Consider the following 19,364-nt stretch of genomic DNA (forward strand, 5'->3'; position numbering starts at 1 on the left):
AACATGAGTAAAATTCGGGTTCTTGTCGTCGACGACTCAGCCTTTATGCGTAAGGTGATTTCCGATTTATTAAACCAGGACCCGTCTATAGAAGTAATCGATCGTGCTAGAAATGGTATCGAAGGGATCGAAAAGGTCAAGCAATTGAAGCCTGATGTAGTGACGCTGGATATCGAAATGCCATTGATGAATGGACTGGATGCTCTGCAGCATTTGATGAAGGAATGCCCACTGCCAGTTGTCATGTTGAGCAGTTTGACCAAGGAAGGCGCGGATGCAACGATTCGGGCGTTGGAATTGGGGGCGTTCGACTTCATCACAAAGCCGTCCGGATCCATTTCTCTCGATATTCATAAAGTAGCCGATGATCTGCTGGAGAAAGTGAAGGCAGCCGCACAGACAAAGGGTAAACAGCGAAGCATACATATACCGCCGATCAAAAAAGTGGCACCGACTACTTTGGCGAAAGCTGCTGCCCCTGAGCAAAAAGCACCAGTTTCAAAAGAACCGCCGCGAGCCATGGGAGGAAGGGTAGCCAAATTGGTAGCAGTAGGGACTTCAACAGGCGGACCCAAAGCGCTGCAAACATTGCTGACTGCTCTTCCTGCCAGTTTGGATGCGCCGCTCGTGATTGTTCAGCACATGCCGCCGGGTTTTACAAAATCTTTGGCACAACGACTGGATACGCTTTGTGCGATTCGGGTAGTAGAAGCAGAGGACGGACAATGGATTGAGCCAGGCACGGCATATATCGCTCCGGGTGGCTATCATTTCGAAGTTCACCAGTCCGGGGATCGCTTAAAAGTGCACCTCCACCAAGCCGAGCCAAGAGGTGGACATCGACCTTCCGTCGACATCTTGTTTGAATCTGTAAGTGGATTGACAAATTTGAAAAAATGGGCAATTATCATGACAGGCATGGGTAGTGATGGGACCAAGGGCCTAAAACAAATGAAGGAAAAAGATCAGGTTTTCAGTATAATTGAAGATGAATCAAGCTGCATCGTATTTGGGATGCCAAGAGCAGCAATACAAGCAGGATTGGCCGACAAGGTAGTCCCATTGGAAAAAATAGCGGAAACGCTGGTCAAGCTTGTCAACTGACTGGGAGGTGGATGTAAATGGACATGAATCAATACTTAGACATGTTTATCGAAGAGTCAAAGGAGCATCTGCAGGCAATTAACTCCAATCTTCTTGTGTTGGAGACAGAGCCGGACAACATCCAGATTGTGAATGAGATTTTCCGATCTGCCCATACCTTAAAAGGAATGGCAGCAACGATGGGCTTTGAGGATATGGCTAGCTTGACCCATGAAGCCGAAAACGTACTGGATATGATTCGTAACCATAAACTGAACATTAACAGCGACATCATGGATGTGATTTTCCAGAGTGTCGATTTGATTGAAGGAATGGTGTATAACATCATCGAAGGCGGCGATGGATCAGCCGACGTATCAAAACCGGTTAGTCTGCTGCGTGCCATTGTCTCCGGAGATATGGCGGTAGTCGCGTCCGGACAAGCTGCTGCGGAAAAAGAGGTAACCGCTGCGGCTGCGGAACATCATCATGATTTGGATGAATTCGCGCTTACGGTGATGCGCCAATCGAAAGAAGCGGGCAACAATCTGTTCTGGATCAAGGTTACGCTGCAGGAAAGCTGTATGCTTCGTGCAGCAAGGGCCTATATGGTGTTTGACCAGCTGGAGAACGCTGGTGAGATCATCAAATCGACACCGTCTGTAGAGGACTTGGAAAACGAACGCTTCGATTATGAATTCGAATTGATTTACGTGACCATGAAGTCCTTGGAAGACATTAAGAAAATGGTCGAGAATGTCTCCGAAGTGAAAGAAGTGCTGATCAAAACCGTCGAGGTAACAACTCCTCAAGTCCAAGTGGAAGAAGCGAAAAAAGAAACCGCCGCTGCTCAAGCGGTGGAAAAGAAACCGGCTGCCGAAGCAAATGCCGCTCCCGCGGGTGCTGCGAAAAAGGTGTCGACCGGGAAAACGATTCGTGTGGATATTGAGCGCTTGGACATCCTGATGAACCTGTTCAGTGAGCTGGTCATCGATCGCGGTCGTCTTGAGCAGCTGTCCCGTGAGATCGGCCGGGGCGAGCTTTCCGAGACGGTTGAACATATGAGCCGCATCAGCGGTGATTTGCAAAATATCATTCTCACCATGCGCATGGTACCGGTTGAACAAGTATTTAACCGTTTCCCTCGCATGGTGCGTGACTTGGCCAAAGATTTGAACAAAAAAGTCAATCTGGAAATATTCGGTGCCGAAACCGAGCTGGATCGTACCGTCATCGATGAGATTGGTGATCCGCTTGTTCACCTGCTGCGCAATTCCATTGACCATGGGATCGAAATGCCTGCGGAACGCAAAAAGAATGGAAAGCCAGAAGAAGGCACTGTCCAATTAAAAGCGTACCACAGCGGCAACCATGTGTTCATTGAAGTGAAAGACGATGGCGCAGGGATCAGCAAAGAAGGCGTCCTGAAAAAAGCCATTGAGCGCGGAATCGTCAACCCAGCTACGGCTGAAAATTTGAGCGACAAGCAAATCTATGAATTGTTGTTTGCTTCCGGCTTTAGTACAGCAGAAGTCATTACCGATATTTCTGGTCGCGGTGTAGGTCTTGATGTTGTGAAGAACAAGATCGAATCCCTCGGCGGCAGTGTAAGTGTTGATTCGGTGCGCGGCGAAGGAACAACCTTCCTCATTCAGCTGCCGCTTACGCTTTCCATCATTTCGGCGATGCTGGTGCAAGTGGAAAATGAAAAATATGCTGTACCACTGAGCTCCATCATCGAAACAGCCGTTTTCCGCAAAGACGAAATCATGCTGGCTCATCGCCAAAAAGTGATCGACTTCCGCGGTCGCGTGGTACCTCTCGTATCGCTGAAAGGCATTTTCCAAGTGCCTGACCAAGGAAATGGCAGTGACGATGATGAAGTAGCGGTAGTCATTGTGCGTAAAGGCGAGAAAATGGCCGGTCTGGTTGTTGATTCCTTCATTGGTCAACAAGAGGTCGTACTCAAATCGTTGGGCAAATATCTGGTTAACGTCTTTGCCATCTCCGGCGCAACGATCCTGGGAGACGGTCAAGTCGCGCTGATCATCGATTGTAATGCACTGATTAAATAGAGGAGGGGCTGCATCATGTTGGAACAGAAAGAGATCATCGGGGAAGTAAAAGTCATTGTGTTTCGCTTGCAGGACGAAGAATACGGAGTGGAAGTGAATCAAGTCCTCTCCATCGAAAAATTGGACCACATTACACGCGTACCGCGCACACCTGCATTTGTGAAGGGCGTGATCAATCTGCGCGGGGTAGTGACGCCAATCATTGATCTGCGCAGCCGTTTTGGTCTGGAAGAGGCATCTTATACAGAAACCACACGCGTCATTATCGTGGCTGTGAATGAATTGGAAGTTGGCTTAATCGTGGATGCAGCAAATGACGTGATCGATATTCCGGTAAATGCCATCGAACCGGCGCCAGAGGTTGTCGGCGGCGTAGAAGCGGTATACCTGCGAGGAGTGGCGAAGCTGGAAAAGCGTCTCCTGATTTTGCTGAATCTCGATAAGGTATTGAATACCGAAGAAATGAAGCAACTTGATACGTTAGAGGTTAACTAAGATGAGCTTCTTTTCCAACTTCGGTGAATTCCAAATTGATGTTTTGCGTGAAGTGGGCAATATCGGTGCGGGCAATGCTGCTACAGCATTGTCCAAACTGATTCAAAAAGAAGTGGATATGAAAGTACCGCAGGTGAAAATTCTCGAATTTGACGAGATTGCCGATTTTGTCGGCGGAGCCGAGGCTTTGGTCGTGACTGTGTTTTTACGGGTTGAAGGGGATTGTCCTGGCAACATGTTCTTCATCGTCGATTATGCCTCCGCCCGTAACTTGCTGCGAAAATTATTTGGTATCCAAGAGACGGTGGAAGCTGACGAGCAACTGTCTGAGATGGAACTGTCAGCCTTGCATGAAATTGGCAATATTTTGGCGGGCTCCTATCTATCCTCTCTTGCTGACTTTACCAATCTGAATATGCAACCGTCAGTGCCTGCCTTGGCAATCGATATGGCGGGGGCCATTCTCAGCTATGGTTTGATTGAATTGGGGAACTCTGGTGATTTTGCGCTTACGATTGATACGGCATTTTTTGAAGGAAATGAAGAGGTGGAAGGCCACTTCTTTTTGCTCCCTGATCCGGAGTCATTGAACAAATTATTTTCTGCATTAGGAGTTCCTTTAGATGGAAATTATTAAAATAGGAATGGCTGATTTAGGAGTAAGCAAATCTCCGGATCGATTGCGAACGACGGGTTTGGGCTCGTGCGTGGGTGTCGTTCTCTATGACGCTTCCAAAAAAATTGCGGGTATGGCACACGTCATGCTCCCCGATTCGTCTCTGGCGAAAGGCAACGAATTCAATATCGGGAAGTATGCGGATACGGCAATCCCGCAGTTGATTAAGGAAATGGAACAGGCCGGATCGTCCGTAAAAAATCTGATTGCAAAAATGGCTGGCGGAGCACAAATGTTTTCTTTCCTATCGGGAAATGATACGATGAGGATAGGTCCGAGAAATGTCGAAGCTTGTAAAACAATGTTAAAAGAGGCGGGTATCCGGATTGTCGCAGAAGACACAGGGGGCAATTGCGGACGTACCATTGAAATGGATCCGGAAACGGGGATCCTGCAGATTCGCACAGTAAATCAAGGTGTTAAGGACGTATAGAGAGATGGCAGGTACAATTGCAGTCAACATTACTTTAGGAATCATCGCATTTGTAATTACGATGGTAACGGCACTTTCAGGAAACGTGTTTTTGGTTTCCATTGAGCGTGCCGTCTATGCCTTTCTTTTGTTCTTTCTATTGGGCTATCCGATTCGCTGGGTAACCGGAATGATCCTTTCTTCGCCTGCGGAAAAAGAACCAGCAGGCAGCCAAATCGATTTGGTGACGCCGGACGATAGCGAAGGGGATAGCGCACAGAAAGAGGAAGAAGAGTTAAAGGAAGCCTTCACACCATTCACAGCAACTCGCATTGAGCGAAAAGACGAAGAAACAGACCCGACAAATATCGCAAACGTGATTAGGCGGTTAACTGACGACTAAAGGTTGGTGATTTGCGAATGACTCGACTCAACCATCAAGACAAAGCTAAAGAATTCGACAAATGGATCCTATGGAAGCAAGAAGGAGATAAAGACGCAGAGTTAGATCTCATTACGCGCTTCTTGCCGCTTGTCACGAAGGTTGCCAACAAATTAGCGATTGGTTTACCTAATACGGTTGATAAAGATGATCTCATTAGCTTTGGGCGTTTTGGTTTACTAGATGCCCTGCAAAAATTTGACTATACACGCGGGCTGCAATTTGAGACGTATGCGATGTGGCGTATCCGCGGTGCAATGATCGACGGATTGCGAGAAAATGATTGGATTCCACGTACGGTCCGCGACAAAGCGAAAAAGATCGAAGAGGCATATATCTACCTGGAGCAGAAAAACATGCGTACACCGACTGATTCGGAAGTATGTGAATACTTGGGACTAACTGAAAAAGAATTGCAGCAGGTTCTTTTTGACACCTCCCTTGCCTCCATGGTTTCCATTGATGAATCCGTAGGGGATGAGGATGAGCAGAAAACGGCGCGGCATACGTATTTGGTGGACGAGCTTACGCCGAGGCCAGAGATGATCGCCGAATCAAATAATATGAAGGAAGTGCTCTCCAAAACGATCGACAAGCTGCCAGAGAAGGAACGTTTGGTAGTTTCCTTGTTTTATTTTGAGGAGCTGACCTTATCGGAAATTGCGGAAGTGATGAATTTGTCGCCATCGCGTATTTCACAATTGCATTCCAAAGCCATTTTTCGATTGCGTTCTTCTTTAACCAGATGGAAGTCACAACTCATGTAACAGATATCTTTATGGATAAGGGATAGAGAGAAAGCTAGCGTGAGAGAGGGGTAAGAAAATGGAGAACAGCAACTATACGCTGACGGTGACAGTGGCTCAAGACAAAATGGAAGCACAAGTCCTCCTTCAGTCTGAAAGCGGTGACATCAAAGTCTCTGAACGTGAAATCAGGGATGCTCTGTCTGCCCAAGGCGTCCGCTATGGGATTGTAGAGGAGACGATACAAAGACTGTCCGAAAACGCCGGCCAGTATATAGGGATACCGCTTACCATTGCTAGTGGCACTCCGCCTGTAGACGGTACGGATGCACGAGTCGAATACATATTTGCAAAAGAAGCGAGCGGTGAGATCCGGCCGAAGGAAATGGAAGATGGCCGTGTTGACTATTATAATGTGACCCACATCGCAAACGTTACGAGAGGTCAACTGCTCGCGCAGAAATACCCACCCGAACCAGGGAAACCTGGGATCGCCGTAACCGGAGAACAAGTTGCTCCCAAGCCGGGAAAAGAGGCTACAATTAAAGTAGGAAAAAACGTCGTCTTGAATCAGGACCGCACGCTTTTGTACGCGGCAATCGACGGTTTAGTATCGTTTACCGACAACGACAAGGTAAACGTTTTTCCCGTTTTTGAGGTAAATGGCGATGTAGACTTTGGAGTGGGAAATATTGATTTCGTAGGGACGGTTGTGGTTCGGGGCAGCGTTCCCAGCGGTTTTCGGATCAAGGCAGCCGGAGATATCCGCATTCTCGGATCGGTTGAAGGCGCGGAGCTGGAAGCTGCCGGATCTGTAGAGATCAAGAGCGGGATCGTCGCGCAGGATAAAGGTCATGTCATTGCAGGGGTAAATGTCGTGACGTCCTTCATTCAAAATGGCAATGTAACCGCCGGGCGAGATGTAACGGTATCGCAGAGCATCATGTTTTCTCAGGTGAAAGCGGGGAAAAATGTGCTCTGTAACGGTCCGAAGGGAATCATCATCGGCGGAACGATTCAGGCTGGAGAAAGAATCGTGGCCCGAGTCATTGGAAACTCCAGTGCGACCCCTACTGTGTTGGAAGTCGGAGTGAAACCTGAGCTGCGCGCGGAAATGACGGAAATCACCAAAGAGCTGCAAACCACATATGAAAGCATGCGCAAAACCGATCAGGGACTGAACGTGCTGGATCAAATTCTGCAAGCAACAGGCGAACTGCCGGCCGATAAAAAAGTCATGCAAGTCAAGCTGACCAATACGCGCTTGATTCTGGAAAAAGAATTGAAGCGTTTGGAAGCGCGGAAAAAAGAAGTGGAAGCCCAGCTCATTGGAGACTCTCCTGCATTGGTAGAGGTCAACAGCTTGATGTACCCGGGAATCAAGCTCGTATTCGGCAAGATGGTTCGTTTCATCAAACAAGAGTTTTCACGCACAAGATTTGTTGTCCTTGACGGGGAAATTCGGACCGCGACACTGATCTAATCAAAGCTCCAAGAAAGAGTGGGCATGCTCTTCATGAGGGGAGTGTTCAGCGATGAGCTTGAAAGCGGTAGAATTGCAAATCGCTTTGCCGCGTACACAGGAAGCGGGCAAAATCCAAGAACAAGTCCAATATCGGCAAACACACGAGCAGCAGGCGGCTATTGACCAACGAAATGAGCAGGATCAAGCCATGCGGCAGCGTACAACCGACATAAACGAAACCGATAAAGGACAGATTAGAGATAAACAGGATCGACAAAGAAATCGCAAGCAAGATCAAGAACAGCAGCAAAAGCAACAACAAAAAAAAGATGGACACGGACGAGGATATCAGATGCGTGATCCATTCCGTGGTCGGCATGTAGATATTTCGCTGTAAATACGAGTGTCTGCAAACCGCATAGAAAGAATAGGTGAGACGGATGGAGCAATCTTACTATCTCCTGCTTGGTGCCGGAGCACTCATAATGATTGCGGCTTTGTTTCTGAAAAAAAGCAGCAGCGCCTCTGCGGTTGAAGCAACGACCGCTGTCAACAGGCAAGCAGATCGAGCCGAGATGGAGAAAGCGCTGCAGCGTTTTGTAAAGCAAGTGAAGGATGAAAATGATCGTCTGAGTGGAGAAGTGCGGGCTACACGCCAAGAGCTTCAACAGCTGATAGCGACGGTTGAAGCGCGTGTACAGACGGCAGAAATGATGATCACGCAATTATCGAGCAATATGGCTTCGCCGACGGTGGCGGTTGAGCACGCCGAAGAAAGTCCTGCCACCGAGGATACATTGGCGCTCCAGGAAAGATATAGCCGCGTTTTTGAGTTGAAAAAAGAAGGCTTGACGGTGGATGAGATCGCGAAGCGTTTAGGTGCTGGCCGCGGTGAAATCGAATTGATTTTTTCATTGGCCAGCCCGAGCGAGAGAGGGTCAGCCCATGAAGCGTAACCTATTGATGGGGTTTGGGGCTGGCTTGGTGTTTGCTGCAGGCTTTATGATTGTTTTTCCGCCGCAGGGAAAATCCGCTGTCATGACTAAGGAACAATTGCAAAGCGCTGCGCAGGCTTATGACATGGTCCTGGTATCCAAACAGGAATATGAAAAATGGAAAGAGAAAGAAGAGTCTGGAAACAAGGGAAAGGCGCCAACAGCACCGGCTAAGCCAGTGAGCCCCACAGCACCAAAGCAGGGGACTGGACAAGCGCCAGCAGCGCCAAAGACGCCAGCGGAGGGTACAACGCCTACGACACCTGCCGCTCCTGCCCAGCAAGCTCCTGCAGCACCTGCTGCGCCAGCGGATAAGGTCAGCTTTACCGTCACTGCCGGTATGACAAGCGCAAATGTGGCTGCTCAGCTGGTAAAAGCCGGGGTTTTGCCGCCGAACAATCAATTTGTCCGAAAGCTTCGTGATCAGAATAAGCTCAATCGCATACGCACGGGAACGTACAGCCTCGAAAAAGGTATGTCGGAAGATGATGTGATCAAGCTTTTAACAACACCGCCTCGCTTGTAAGAGGTGGTGTTTTCTTCTTTCTCATATTTTTCCTCGAAGCGTTTCTTGCATTTGATTTTTCCATGTGATATATTTTTCTACGGTGTTGAATTCGCACGCCGACCAATCTTGGCAACGGTGCTGCTGAAAAGCAGTTTTGTCAGGAGATGCGGGCGGCGGAGGTTGGCACGACAAAAAACCAAACTAAGGAGGTGTGATGTATGGCGGTTATCTCTATGAAACAACTGCTCGAGGCTGGTGTTCACTTTGGTCACCAAACTCGTCGTTGGAACCCGAAAATGTCCCGCTATATTTTCACCGAACGTAATGGTATTTACATCATTGACCTGCAAAAAACGGTCAAGAAAGTAGAAGAAGCGTACAACTTCGTGCGTGATTTGGCTGCTAGCGGCGGAAAAATCCTGTTCGTTGGTACCAAAAAACAAGCACAAGAATCCGTGAAAGAAGAAGCGGAACGTACAGGTCACTACTACATCAACCAACGCTGGTTGGGTGGTACCCTGACTAACTTCTCTACCATCCAAAAACGTACAGCTCGCCTGGCTGAGCTGAAGCGTATGGAAGAAGACGGTACTTTCTCTGTACTGCCTAAGAAAGAAGTAATCAACCTGCGCAAAGAAATGGAGCGCCTCGAGAAATTCCTCGGCGGTATCTCCAACATGAATAAATTGCCTGACGCAATGTTCGTGATCGACCCGCGCAAAGAGCGCATTGCGATTGCAGAAGCTCGCAAACTTGGTATCCCAATCGTTGCGATTGTAGATACTAACTGCGACCCAGATGAAATCGACTACGTGATCCCTGGTAACGATGACGCGATCCGTGCGGTTAAACTGCTGACTGGTAAAATGGCAGACGCATTGGTTGAAGGCAGCCAAGGAACAGACCAAACAACAACTGCTTAATCTTACGAGGGTGGACTGAGGGTTTCAGAAACCTTCGTCCACCCTTTTTCGTAACACTGGGCCCCGCCCGGCAAAGCGCACGCTCACGCTGGGTGGGTTTTTTACAGGAAAAGAAGCTCCCTGTTTTTACTAAACCCACCATATCAAGGAGGAGTTACAATGGCAATTAGTGCACAATCCGTTAAGGAACTGCGTGAAAGAACAGGCGCAGGTATGATGGACTGCAAAAAAGCGTTGGAAGAAACCAACGGCGACATGGAAAAAGCGATTGACCTTCTGCGTGAACGCGGAATCGCGAAAGCTGCGAAAAAAGCAGGCCGTATTGCTGCTGAAGGTTTGACTGCAATTGCAACTGCAGGCAACAAAGCAGCGATCGTAGAAGTAAACTGCGAAACGGACTTCGTAGCGAAAAACCCTGAGTTCCAAACACTCGTAAAAGACATCGCTGAGCATGTAGTGGGCCAAAACCCAGCGACTGTAGAAGCTGCGCTGGAGCAACCTTTCAAAGGGGCTGGCGAAACCCTCGGCCACGTAATCAACGAGAAAATCTCCACAATCGGTGAGAACATCTCCCTGCGTCGTTTCTCCGTTGTTGAAGTATCCGATGGTGTTATTGGCGGATACCTCCACATGGGTGGAAAAATCGGCGTAGTAGTAGCTTTGGAAGGTTCCAAAGACGAAGGCCTCGCGAAAGATCTGGGCATGCACGTAGCTGCTTCCAACCCACGTTTCATCGATCGCAACGAAGTATCTGCTGATGAGATCGAACGTGAGCGCGAAGTGTTGAAAAACCAAGCGCTGTCTGAAGGCAAACCAGAAGCAATCGTGGAAAAAATGGTGGAAGGCCGTCTCTCTAAATACTTCGAAGAGTACTGCCTGGTAGAACAACCATTTGTAAAAGATCCAGACAAAAAAGTTTCCGCTCTGTTGAAAGATGCTGGAGCTACTGTAAAAACGTTCGTTCGTTTCCAAGTGGGCGAAGGTATCGAGAAAAAGCAAGAAGACTTCGCTGCTGAAGTAATGGCGCAAGTAAATAAGCAATAATTGATAGATAGGGAACACCTGTGTGTTCCCTATTTTTAAAACAAGAGGATGAATGGAGGCACTCGAAAATGCCACTTCCTGCCTATAAACGAGTTGTGTTAAAGTTAAGTGGAGAAGCGCTTGCCGGCGATGTCGGCTATGGGATTGATCCAAAAATCATTTTCTCCATCGCAAATCAGATCAAAGAAATCGTTGAACTAGGTGTTCAGGTAGCAGTTGTCGTGGGTGGAGGAAATATCTGGCGCGGTCTGTCGGGAAGCTCGAAGGGGATGGATCGGGCAACAGCCGATTACATGGGAATGTTGGCCACGATCATGAACTCACTCGCCTTGCAGGATGGTCTGGAAAAGGTGGATGTGCCGACACGCGTTCAAACTTCGATTGAAATGAGACAGGTCGCAGAACCATACATACGCAGAAGAGCGATCCGACATCTCGAGAAGAATCGGGTTGTTATCTTCGCGGCTGGAACAGGAAACCCTTATTTTTCAACAGACACCACCGCAGCTTTGCGTGCAGCGGAAATCGAAGCAGAAGTAATCCTGATGGCCAAAAACAAGGTGGATGGTGTTTATACAGCTGATCCATCCATTGATCCTACAGCAAGCAAATATGATGAGCTTACGTTCCTGGAAGTCCTGAACAAAGGGTTAGGAGTGATGGATTCAACCGCGTCCAGTCTCTGTATGGACAATCACATCCCGCTCATTGTATTTAACATAACGCAGGAAGGAAATATTCGCCGTGCTGTGATGGGCGAAAAAATCGGAACGCTAGTAAAGGGGGATTAATATGCCACAGTCAATTTTGAAAGATATGGAAGAACGGATGACGAAAGCCATCGGTACGCTGAAAAAGGATTTGGCGACACTCCGTGCGGGCCGTGCCAATCCTGCCATGCTTGATAAAGTCGTGGTTGATTACTACGGAACGCCAACACCAATCAGTCAGTTGGCGAACATCAATGCACCTGAACCGCGGATGCTGCAAATCCAACCATGGGATAAAAGCGCATTGAAAGATATTGATCGCGCCATTCAACAGTCTGATTTGGGATTGACCCCTTCGAATGATGGGAACATCATCCGGATTGCCGTGCCGCCTCTGACAGAGGAACGACGCAAGGAACTGGTGAAAGTAGCAGGCAAAAGCGGCGAAGAGGCAAAAGTAGCGATCCGTAATATCCGTCGCGATGCGAATGATGAGATCAAAAAGCTGGAAAAAGCGGCAACGATTTCAGAAGACGAATCCCGTCGTTATCAAGAGTCCATTCAAAAGACTACGGATAAATACATCGCGGAAGTCGACAAAATCGTAAAAGACAAAGAGAAGGATATCTTAGAAGTATAGCCAACGCATTCGGCATGATTGCATCCCCCTCAATTTGAGGGGGAATTATGTCTATATCTCGCTTTCTGGGGGAAAGCTTTATGTTAGAGCGAATCGCGCATTTTTTTACGCGCACGAAAAAGCAAACGACATCCGTCGATACCAATCTCAGCGTGCCCGTGCATGTGGCCGTGATTATGGATGGAAACGGAAGATGGGCGAAAGCAAGAAGCTTGCCTAGAATAGCTGGTCACAGCGCAGGTATGAAAACAGTAAAAGAAGTGGTAAAGGCTGCCGATGCCATTGGCGTGAAATATTTGACCATGTATGCTTTCTCTACGGAGAATTGGAAGCGACCTCGGGAAGAAGTGGAATTTCTCATGAAACTTCCCCAAGAGTTTTTGTCGACTGAATTGGATGAATTGGTCGAACGGAATGTATGTGTGAAAATCCTGGGCAGTCGAGAAGAACTGCCTTCTCATACACGTCAAGCATTGGAGACGGCAGTAGAGAAAACAAAACATAACGATGGCTTACAGCTTCTGTTTGCCTTGAATTATGGAGGGCGCAAAGAGATTTGTGATGCAGTGCAAGAGCTTGCACGTCAGGTTGAAGCGGGCATTCTTTCTGCTGAGCAAATCGATGAAAAGGCTATTGAGCAGAAACTTTACACAGGTGGGATACCAGAGCCGGACTTGCTGATCCGGACCAGTGGAGAAATTCGTCTGAGTAATTTTATGTTGTGGCAATTAGCCTACACGGAATTATGGTTTACGGATGTATTGTGGCCGGATTTCACCAAAGAACATTTCAATGAGGCAATCGCCGAATACCAACGCCGTGCTCGCCGTTATGGTGCGGTATGAGCCGAAGAGGTGGACATAGTTGAAGCAACGGATCGTATCAGGGGTTGTAGGTGGCATCATTTTTCTCACGATGGTTTATGTGGGAAACGCTTGGTATTCTTGGTTTGTATTGATGCTAGCGATCATAGGACTTTTTGAATTCTTATCGATGACAGGAATCCGGCCTGTGTCTGTACCGGGATTGCTCAGCTATGCGTTGCTGGTGAGCATCATGTGGCCGCAGCTGTACATCGGTACGGGACTCGAAATATCGCTGTCCCCGGTTCTGGTGTCCGTCATGATCCTTTTGTTGTTTTATTCGGTTTACCGGAAAAACAAGTTTCATATTGAACATGCCGCCCTTGCGATAATGGGGGCGTTATACATAGGGTTCGGATTTGTGTATATGCTTTCTGCACGCAATGTACCGGAAAATGGCCTCTTCCTGACCATGTTGGTCTTTCTCGGCATCTGGTCGACGGATTCGGGCGCTTATTTTGTGGGGAGAGCGATCGGCAAACGGAAGCTGTGGCCAGAGATTAGCCCCAACAAAACCGTAGAAGGAGCAGTAGGCGGCCTGATTCTCGCACTCCTGGTAGTTGCGGGTGTAAATCTTCTTTTTGATGCAGTCAGCCTCGCACAAGCTCTGGCCATTGGGCTGGTTGCGGGGATCCTGGGACAAATAGGAGACCTGATCGAATCAGCGTTGAAGCGCCATTATGGGGTGAAGGATTCGGGGAATATCATGCCTGGTCACGGCGGTGTGCTCGACCGTTGCGACAGCTGGCTGATTGTCTTTCCGATCCTGCATCTGCTGCAATTGATCGGCTAGAGTGAGGAAGAGGGAGAGGGACTTTACATGAGGAAAATCAGTCTGCTCGGTTCCACTGGCTCCATTGGGAAAAGTACATTAGAAGTGGTGGAGCAACATCCGGAACAATTTCAAGTTGTCGCGATGGCGGCGGGAGCGAATACCGAATTGCTGGCACAGCAGGTTCGTATCTTTAAGCCGAAGCTAGTGTCGGTAGGGAATGAACATTCTGTTCAGAAGCTACGCGATCTGCTAGGAGACTGTGATACGGAAATCGTATGGGGCGAAGAAGGATTGCTGCAGGCAGCGGCATTTTCCGAGGCCGATTTCGTCATGACAGCCATTGTAGGGAGTGTCGGAGTCGCCCCCACATTAGCGGCAATTGAAGCGGGCAAAACGATTGGTCTTGCCAATAAGGAAACATTGGTGAGTGCAGGACATCTGGTCATGAAGGCAGCAAAGGAAAAAGGGGTAGCGATTATCCCTGTAGATAGCGAGCATTCTGCTATTTTTCAATGTCTGCAAGGGGAACGGCGTGAGGATGTCTCAAAAATTATCATCACTGCATCAGGAGGATCCTTTCGCCAGCGGTCACGAGCAGAGCTCGAACATGTGACCGTCGCAGATGCGCTGCAGCATCCCAACTGGAGCATGGGAGCGAAAATTACCATTGATTCCGCTACGATGATGAACAAAGGATTTGAAGTGATCGAGGCCAATTGGCTGTTTGGATTGCCATACGATCAAATCGAATGTGTTCTCCATTATGAAAGTATCATACATTCTATGGTAGAATATAAAGACAGGGCTGTCATGGCTCAGCTGGGTACACCTGACATGAAAGTGCCGATTCAGTATGCGCTAAGTTATCCAGGGCGGATGCCTCTTGCGACCGAACCTCTGGATTTGCTGAAAATCGGAACGCTGCATTTTGCTCCGATGGATGAAGCCAGATATCCATTGTTACGGTTGGCCTATGAATGCGGCAAGCAAAGCGGCACCTTGCCTACGGTTTTAAATGCTGCCAATGAGGTGGCTGTATCGCGTTTTTTACGAGGGGAGATTCGTTTCCTCACGATCGAGGAAATTGTGGAACGTGTGTGCGAACAGCACGATAATACGTCAAACCCGTCCCTGGAAATGATACAGGCAGCCGATGCGTGGGCCCGCGAAAAAGCAACTGCATGGTCAGAGTAATACCTGTAATAACTAGTCTGGTATGAAAGGTGGCTAAAATCCTTGCCTTTTGCTCTGGATTCGCTCGAATCAATCCTTGCGATAATTGTGGTATTTGGTTTGTTGGTATTCGTACACGAATTGGGTCACTTCCTATTGGCCAAACGGGCAGGTATTTTATGCCGCGAGTTTGCGTTGGGGATGGGGCCGAAAATTTTTAGTGTGAAGCGTGGAGAGACAGATTATACGCTGCGGTTGCTGCCGATTGGCGGAATGGTCCGGATGGCAGGAGAAGACCCCGAGCTGGATGTCCTGAAGCCGCATATGGAAGTATCGGTGGCCCAGGATCCGTTGGGAAAAGTGACTCGCATCTTTTTGGATCAACCAAAAGATGCTTCCGTCCAAACGATTACAGGTACGGTCATTCGTTACGATTTGGAACATCAGCTAACGCTTACGCTTGATGTGGCCGGTGAACAACGCACCTTTGGTGTTCACCCGCAGGCCATGCTGGTAAAAGATGAGCAAGAAGTGCAAATCGCGCCGGCTAACCGACAATTCAAGGGAAAAACACTTTCACAGCGATTCTGGACGATTTTTGCTGGACCTGCTGCGAACTTTCTGTTAGCCTTTGTCTTGTTTGCAGCAAGCGGTATATTATATGGCGCGCCAAGCAATGAAGCGAAGCTGGGTGCTGTACAAGCGGGGGGACCCGCAGCACAAGCCGGGCTGCTGGAGGGGGATCGTGTTCTCGCCATTGACGGCAAACCGATTCAAACCTGGCGTGATCTGGTTACGATCGTGAGCGCTTCTCCAGGCAAGACATTGAATTTTGTCATTGAGCGTGGCGGAGTGCAAAAGAACGTTCCGGTAAAAGTGACGGTCGGAGATGAAAATGTAGGGAAAATCATGGTGTATAATCCGGTAACCTATGCACCGTGGGAAGCAATCAAATACGGAGCGACCTCGACCTACCAGTTTACGGTCATGATGGTACAGGGATTGGTCCAGCTCTTTACGGGCAGCGTCGGGCTTGATCAGCTTAGCGGGCCGGCGGGCATTTTCGTGATGACTGGTCAGGTTGCACAGCAAGGCATGTCCAAGCTGATGATGTGGGCCTCTGTACTGAGTATTAACCTCGGATTGTTCAACCTGCTGCCGCTGCCTGCTTTGGATGGCGGAAGATTGGCTTTTCTGTTCGTGGAAGCATTGCGGGGAAGACCAATCGACCCGCATAAGGAAGGCATGGTTCACTTCCTTGGGTTTGCGTTTCTTATGCTTTTGATCCTTGTTGTCACCTGGAACGATTTGCAGCGATTCTTCTTTTAGAGGTAACTTCTTAGTCAGAGTGCTTGTGAAAATATAAAGGATGGTGCACATACAGATGTTTAAACGTGAGGAGACGAAACCGGTATTTGTTGGAGGCGTACAGATCGGCGGACAAAAAAGCGTGGTTATCCAATCGATGACAACGACGGATACACGTGATGTGGAGGGCACCCTTGCGCAGATTCAACGCTTGGCAGACGCTGGATGTCAAATCGTTCGTCTGGCTGTAATCAATCAGGACGCTGCTCGTGCGATAAAACAGATCAAGGAACGTTCCCCGCTGCCGCTTGTCGCAGATATTCATTTTGATTACAAGCTGGCCTTGACCGCTTTGGAAAGCGGGATTGACAAGATCCGTATCAATCCAGGGAACATTGGTTCCAAGGAAAAGACGAAGGCTGTCGTGGAAGCGTGCAAGGAACGTGGGGTACCGATTCGGATCGGTGTGAATTCCGGCTCTGTAGAAAAACGCCTGTTGGACAAATACGGTTATCCGAGCCCGGAAGCGATCGTGGAAAGCGCCCTCGACCACGTGCAAATTTTGGAGGACCTTGATTTTACCGATATCGTGGTTTCCTTGAAGTCATCGGATGTTCCGTCGATGATTCAAACGTATACGTTGATGGCCCAAAAACGAAATTATCCGCTGCATGTAGGGGTAACCGAAGCGGGCACCGCGTTTTCTGGCGGCATCAAGTCAGCGGTCGGGATTGGTACCGTTCTCTCCATGGGGATTGGGGATACCATCCGTGTATCTTTGACGGCTGATCCGGTGGAAGAGATCAAGGTCGGGAAGCAGATCCTGCGCAGCCTGGATATCGTGAATAACGATCCTGTTGTCATTGCTTGCCCTTCTTGCGGACGCTGCGCAATCGACCTGATCGGTTTGGCCACGAAGGTAGAGGATGCAGTGGCAACCTTGAAAACCCCGCTGAAAATCGCAGTAATGGGTTGTGCCGTGAACGGACCGGGAGAGGCGAGAGAAGCCGATGTCGGCGTTGCGGGCGGTAACGGGGAAGGCCTGATCTTCCGTAATGGGGAGATCGTGCGCAAGGTGAAAGAAGACGAGTTGTTCGAGGAACTCATGAAAGAAATTCAGACGATGGTGAAATAATGGTTACCATCTTGTGGTTATAGTCGCTTGGGGGGAACAATCCTGTGCTTAAACAAAGTCAAATCCTGATTCCTACATTAAGAGAAGTGCCTTCTGATGCTGAGATTGCCAGCCATAAGCTGCTTTTGCGTGCAGGCTTGGCTCGTCAGCTGGCGTCCGGGGTATATACGTATATGCCGCTGGCGCTTCGCGTATTGCAAAAAATTCAAACCATCATTCGTGAAGAGATGAATCGCGCGGGGGCACAGGAGCTGATGATGCCCGCCCTGCAGCCGGCAGAAATCTGGCAGCAATCCGGCAGATGGGAAGCGTATGGTCCGGAATTGATGCGCATGAACGATCGCCATAACCGCCCGTTTGCTTTGGGTCCTACGCATGAAGAAGTCATTACCAGCTTGATTCGGGACGAAGTGAATTCCTACAAAAAGCTGCCGTTGAATCTTTATCAAATTCAAACGAAGTTCCGTGACGAAGTACGGCCACGCTTTGGCTTGATCCGCTGCCGTGAATTCATCATGAAGGATGCCTATTCCTTTGATACGACGCAAGAAGGCTTGGATAAGAGCTTTCAAGCCATGTTTGATGCGTATACCCGCATCTTTACCCGCGTAGGTTTGAATTTCCGTGCTGTTGAAGCGGATGCTGGCTCTATCGGTGGTACCGGTACGTATGAGTTTATGGCATTGTGCGAGATCGGTGAGGATACGATTGCCTATTCCACCGAGGGAGACTATGCAGCCAATCTGGAAAAAGCTGAGGTTGTCTACAAACCATCCGGCTCGAAACCAGAGAATGTGCCGGCAGCTGAAAAAATTCATACACCAGCGGTAAGAACGATTGAACAATTGACTGCTCATTTGGGGATTGCAGCCAATCAAATCATCAAGAGCCTTGTCTATCGTGTAGACGATAAGCTTGTTCTCGTATTGGTTCGAGGCGATCATGAGCTGAATGACGTCAAATTGAAAAACTACTACGATGCGGTCAATGTGGATTTGGCTTCCGAAGAGGAGATTCGCAGCTTGACAGGAGCGCCTGCTGGATTTGTGGGTCCAATCGGCATTAACAAGGAAATTGACATTTTGGCTGACAACTATGTGCAGGATGTGTACGACGGGGTGGTTGGCGCAAATGAAGTCGACTATCATATCCAGCATGTACAGCCTGGACGTGACTTCCAAGTGACGGCATACCTTGATCTGCGCAATATCATGGAGGGTGACGATAACCCGCGCGGCACCGGAAAAATCGTCTTTGCACGAGGTGTCGAAGTCGGACACGTGTTCAAGCTGGGGACCAAGTATTCCAAGGCATTGGGTGCTAACTTCCTCGACGAGAACGGCCGCAGCCAAATGATGATCATGGGGTGCTACGGTATCGGCGTATCACGCACGCTGGCAGCGGTCATCGAGCAAAACAACGATGAAAACGGAATTATTTGGCCTGTCTCCGTCGCGCCATATCATGTGCATGTCATTCCGGTAAACGTAAAAGTGGACGAGCAGCGCAATATCAGTGAGAAAATCACAGACGCGCTTACGCAAGCTGGTCTGGAGGTTCTTTATGACGACCGCCCAGAACGTGCCGGGGTAAAATTCAAGGACGCTGATTTGATCGGGCTCCCGCTGCGCATTACCGTCTCGGACAAAGCACAGGAAGGCTTGGTCGAGGTTCGTGTACGCCGTACGGGTGAAACCCATGAAGTCGCGATTGAAAAAGTAACCCAATTTGTACAGGATTTGCTGACTCGTGTAGACGCATAGATGCAACTCTCGCGGAATGTCTAGCAGGAATTCACGCAAAACTTGTCGAAATTACGGGAGGTACTCGAAATGGGTACCTCTTTTATTTTGCTCATATGCCACCTCGCGAGTTATTCGGTGGATACGGGTGCTG

At 48.8% G+C, this 19,364-nt stretch carries 21 protein-coding genes; all 21 read left to right on the forward strand.

All coding sequences use genetic code 11. The features are described from left to right. The first annotated feature begins 3 nt into the window (after nt 1-3). The 21 genes from EIZ37_RS18265 (at nt 4) to EIZ37_RS18365 (ending at nt 19,231) form a co-directional block, all read left to right on the forward strand. Complete coding sequence (locus tag EIZ37_RS18265; RefSeq protein WP_134686216.1) at nt 4-1,104, forward strand: protein-glutamate methylesterase/protein-glutamine glutaminase; 1,101 nt, start codon at nt 4-6, stop codon at nt 1,102-1,104. 17 nt (nt 1,105-1,121) lie between these two features. Further along, the gene (locus tag EIZ37_RS18270) at nt 1,122-3,158 is read left to right on the forward strand and encodes a chemotaxis protein CheA (RefSeq protein ID WP_134686217.1); all 2,037 of its coding nucleotides are present in this window, start codon (nt 1,122-1,124) and stop codon (nt 3,156-3,158) included. Between the two features lie 15 nt (nt 3,159-3,173). Continuing rightward, complete coding sequence (locus tag EIZ37_RS18275; protein WP_134686218.1) at nt 3,174-3,653, forward strand: chemotaxis protein CheW; 480 nt, start codon at nt 3,174-3,176, stop codon at nt 3,651-3,653. 1 nt (nt 3,654) lies between these two features. Beyond that, nucleotides 3,655-4,290 carry a chemotaxis protein CheC gene (locus tag EIZ37_RS18280; RefSeq protein WP_134686219.1) on the forward strand — a complete coding sequence of 212 codons (636 nt, stop codon included), beginning with the start codon at nt 3,655-3,657 and terminating at the stop codon, nt 4,288-4,290. Beyond that, complete coding sequence (locus tag EIZ37_RS18285) at nt 4,277-4,762, forward strand: chemotaxis protein CheD (protein ID WP_134686220.1); 486 nt, start codon at nt 4,277-4,279, stop codon at nt 4,760-4,762. The genes EIZ37_RS18280 and EIZ37_RS18285 overlap by 14 nt, the downstream gene beginning before the upstream one ends. Nucleotides 4,763-4,766: 4 nt before the next feature. After that, nucleotides 4,767-5,144 (forward strand): hypothetical protein, encoded by a 378-nt coding sequence (locus EIZ37_RS18290; RefSeq protein ID WP_134686221.1) that lies wholly within the window; start codon nt 4,767-4,769, stop codon nt 5,142-5,144. Nucleotides 5,145-5,161: 17 nt separating this feature from the next. Then, complete coding sequence (locus EIZ37_RS18295; RefSeq protein ID WP_134686222.1) at nt 5,162-5,950, forward strand: FliA/WhiG family RNA polymerase sigma factor; 789 nt, start codon at nt 5,162-5,164, stop codon at nt 5,948-5,950. Between the two features lie 58 nt (nt 5,951-6,008). Then, nucleotides 6,009-7,412: a DUF342 domain-containing protein gene (locus EIZ37_RS18300; protein ID WP_134686223.1), complete on the forward strand. Its 1,404-nt coding sequence runs from the start codon at nt 6,009-6,011 to the stop codon at nt 7,410-7,412. Nucleotides 7,413-7,464: 52 nt separating this feature from the next. Beyond that, nucleotides 7,465-7,791, forward strand: a complete 327-nt coding sequence (locus EIZ37_RS18305; RefSeq protein WP_134686224.1) for a hypothetical protein — start codon at nt 7,465-7,467, stop codon at nt 7,789-7,791. 43 nt (nt 7,792-7,834) lie between these two features. Then, the gene (locus EIZ37_RS18310; protein WP_134686225.1) at nt 7,835-8,350 is read left to right on the forward strand and encodes a DUF6115 domain-containing protein; all 516 of its coding nucleotides are present in this window, start codon (nt 7,835-7,837) and stop codon (nt 8,348-8,350) included. Continuing rightward, nucleotides 8,340-8,915, forward strand: a complete 576-nt coding sequence (locus EIZ37_RS18315; protein ID WP_134686226.1) for an MltG/YceG/YrrL family protein — start codon at nt 8,340-8,342, stop codon at nt 8,913-8,915. The genes EIZ37_RS18310 and EIZ37_RS18315 overlap by 11 nt, the downstream gene beginning before the upstream one ends. Nucleotides 8,916-9,115: 200 nt before the next feature. Continuing rightward, nucleotides 9,116-9,820, forward strand: a complete 705-nt coding sequence (gene rpsB / locus EIZ37_RS18320) for a 30S ribosomal protein S2 (RefSeq protein ID WP_134686227.1) — start codon at nt 9,116-9,118, stop codon at nt 9,818-9,820. A 159-nt stretch (nt 9,821-9,979) separates the two neighbouring features. Beyond that, the gene (gene tsf / locus EIZ37_RS18325) at nt 9,980-10,864 is read left to right on the forward strand and encodes a translation elongation factor Ts (RefSeq protein ID WP_134686228.1); all 885 of its coding nucleotides are present in this window, start codon (nt 9,980-9,982) and stop codon (nt 10,862-10,864) included. Nucleotides 10,865-10,932: 68 nt separating this feature from the next. After that, nucleotides 10,933-11,655: a UMP kinase gene (gene pyrH, locus EIZ37_RS18330; RefSeq protein WP_134686229.1), complete on the forward strand. Its 723-nt coding sequence runs from the start codon at nt 10,933-10,935 to the stop codon at nt 11,653-11,655. A gap of 1 nt (nt 11,656) precedes the next feature. Continuing rightward, nucleotides 11,657-12,214, forward strand: coding sequence for a ribosome recycling factor (frr, locus tag EIZ37_RS18335; protein WP_134686230.1), 558 nt, complete (start codon nt 11,657-11,659; stop codon nt 12,212-12,214). A gap of 80 nt (nt 12,215-12,294) precedes the next feature. Then, a complete protein-coding gene (locus EIZ37_RS18340) occupies nt 12,295-13,059 on the forward strand; it encodes an isoprenyl transferase (protein ID WP_134686231.1) in 765 nt (254 codons plus the stop codon). A gap of 19 nt (nt 13,060-13,078) precedes the next feature. Beyond that, entirely contained in the window at nt 13,079-13,870 is a 792-nt protein-coding gene (locus tag EIZ37_RS18345) for a phosphatidate cytidylyltransferase (protein WP_134686232.1), read from the forward strand. 27 nt (nt 13,871-13,897) lie between these two features. Then, complete coding sequence (locus EIZ37_RS18350) at nt 13,898-15,046, forward strand: 1-deoxy-D-xylulose-5-phosphate reductoisomerase (RefSeq protein WP_134686233.1); 1,149 nt, start codon at nt 13,898-13,900, stop codon at nt 15,044-15,046. 42 nt (nt 15,047-15,088) lie between these two features. Beyond that, on the forward strand, nt 15,089-16,354 hold the full coding sequence (rseP, locus tag EIZ37_RS18355; RefSeq protein WP_134686234.1) for an RIP metalloprotease RseP: 1,266 nt from the start codon (nt 15,089-15,091) through the stop codon (nt 16,352-16,354). A 55-nt stretch (nt 16,355-16,409) separates the two neighbouring features. Further along, nucleotides 16,410-17,468, forward strand: coding sequence for a flavodoxin-dependent (E)-4-hydroxy-3-methylbut-2-enyl-diphosphate synthase (ispG, locus tag EIZ37_RS18360; protein WP_134686235.1), 1,059 nt, complete (start codon nt 16,410-16,412; stop codon nt 17,466-17,468). 44 nt (nt 17,469-17,512) lie between these two features. Then, nucleotides 17,513-19,231: a proline--tRNA ligase gene (locus EIZ37_RS18365; RefSeq protein ID WP_134686236.1), complete on the forward strand. Its 1,719-nt coding sequence runs from the start codon at nt 17,513-17,515 to the stop codon at nt 19,229-19,231. The last annotated feature ends 133 nt before the right edge of the window (nt 19,232-19,364 follow it).

Source organism: Brevibacillus migulae (genome assembly GCF_004521915.1).
GTDB lineage: Bacteria > Bacillota > Bacilli > Brevibacillales > Brevibacillaceae > Brevibacillus_F > Brevibacillus_F migulae.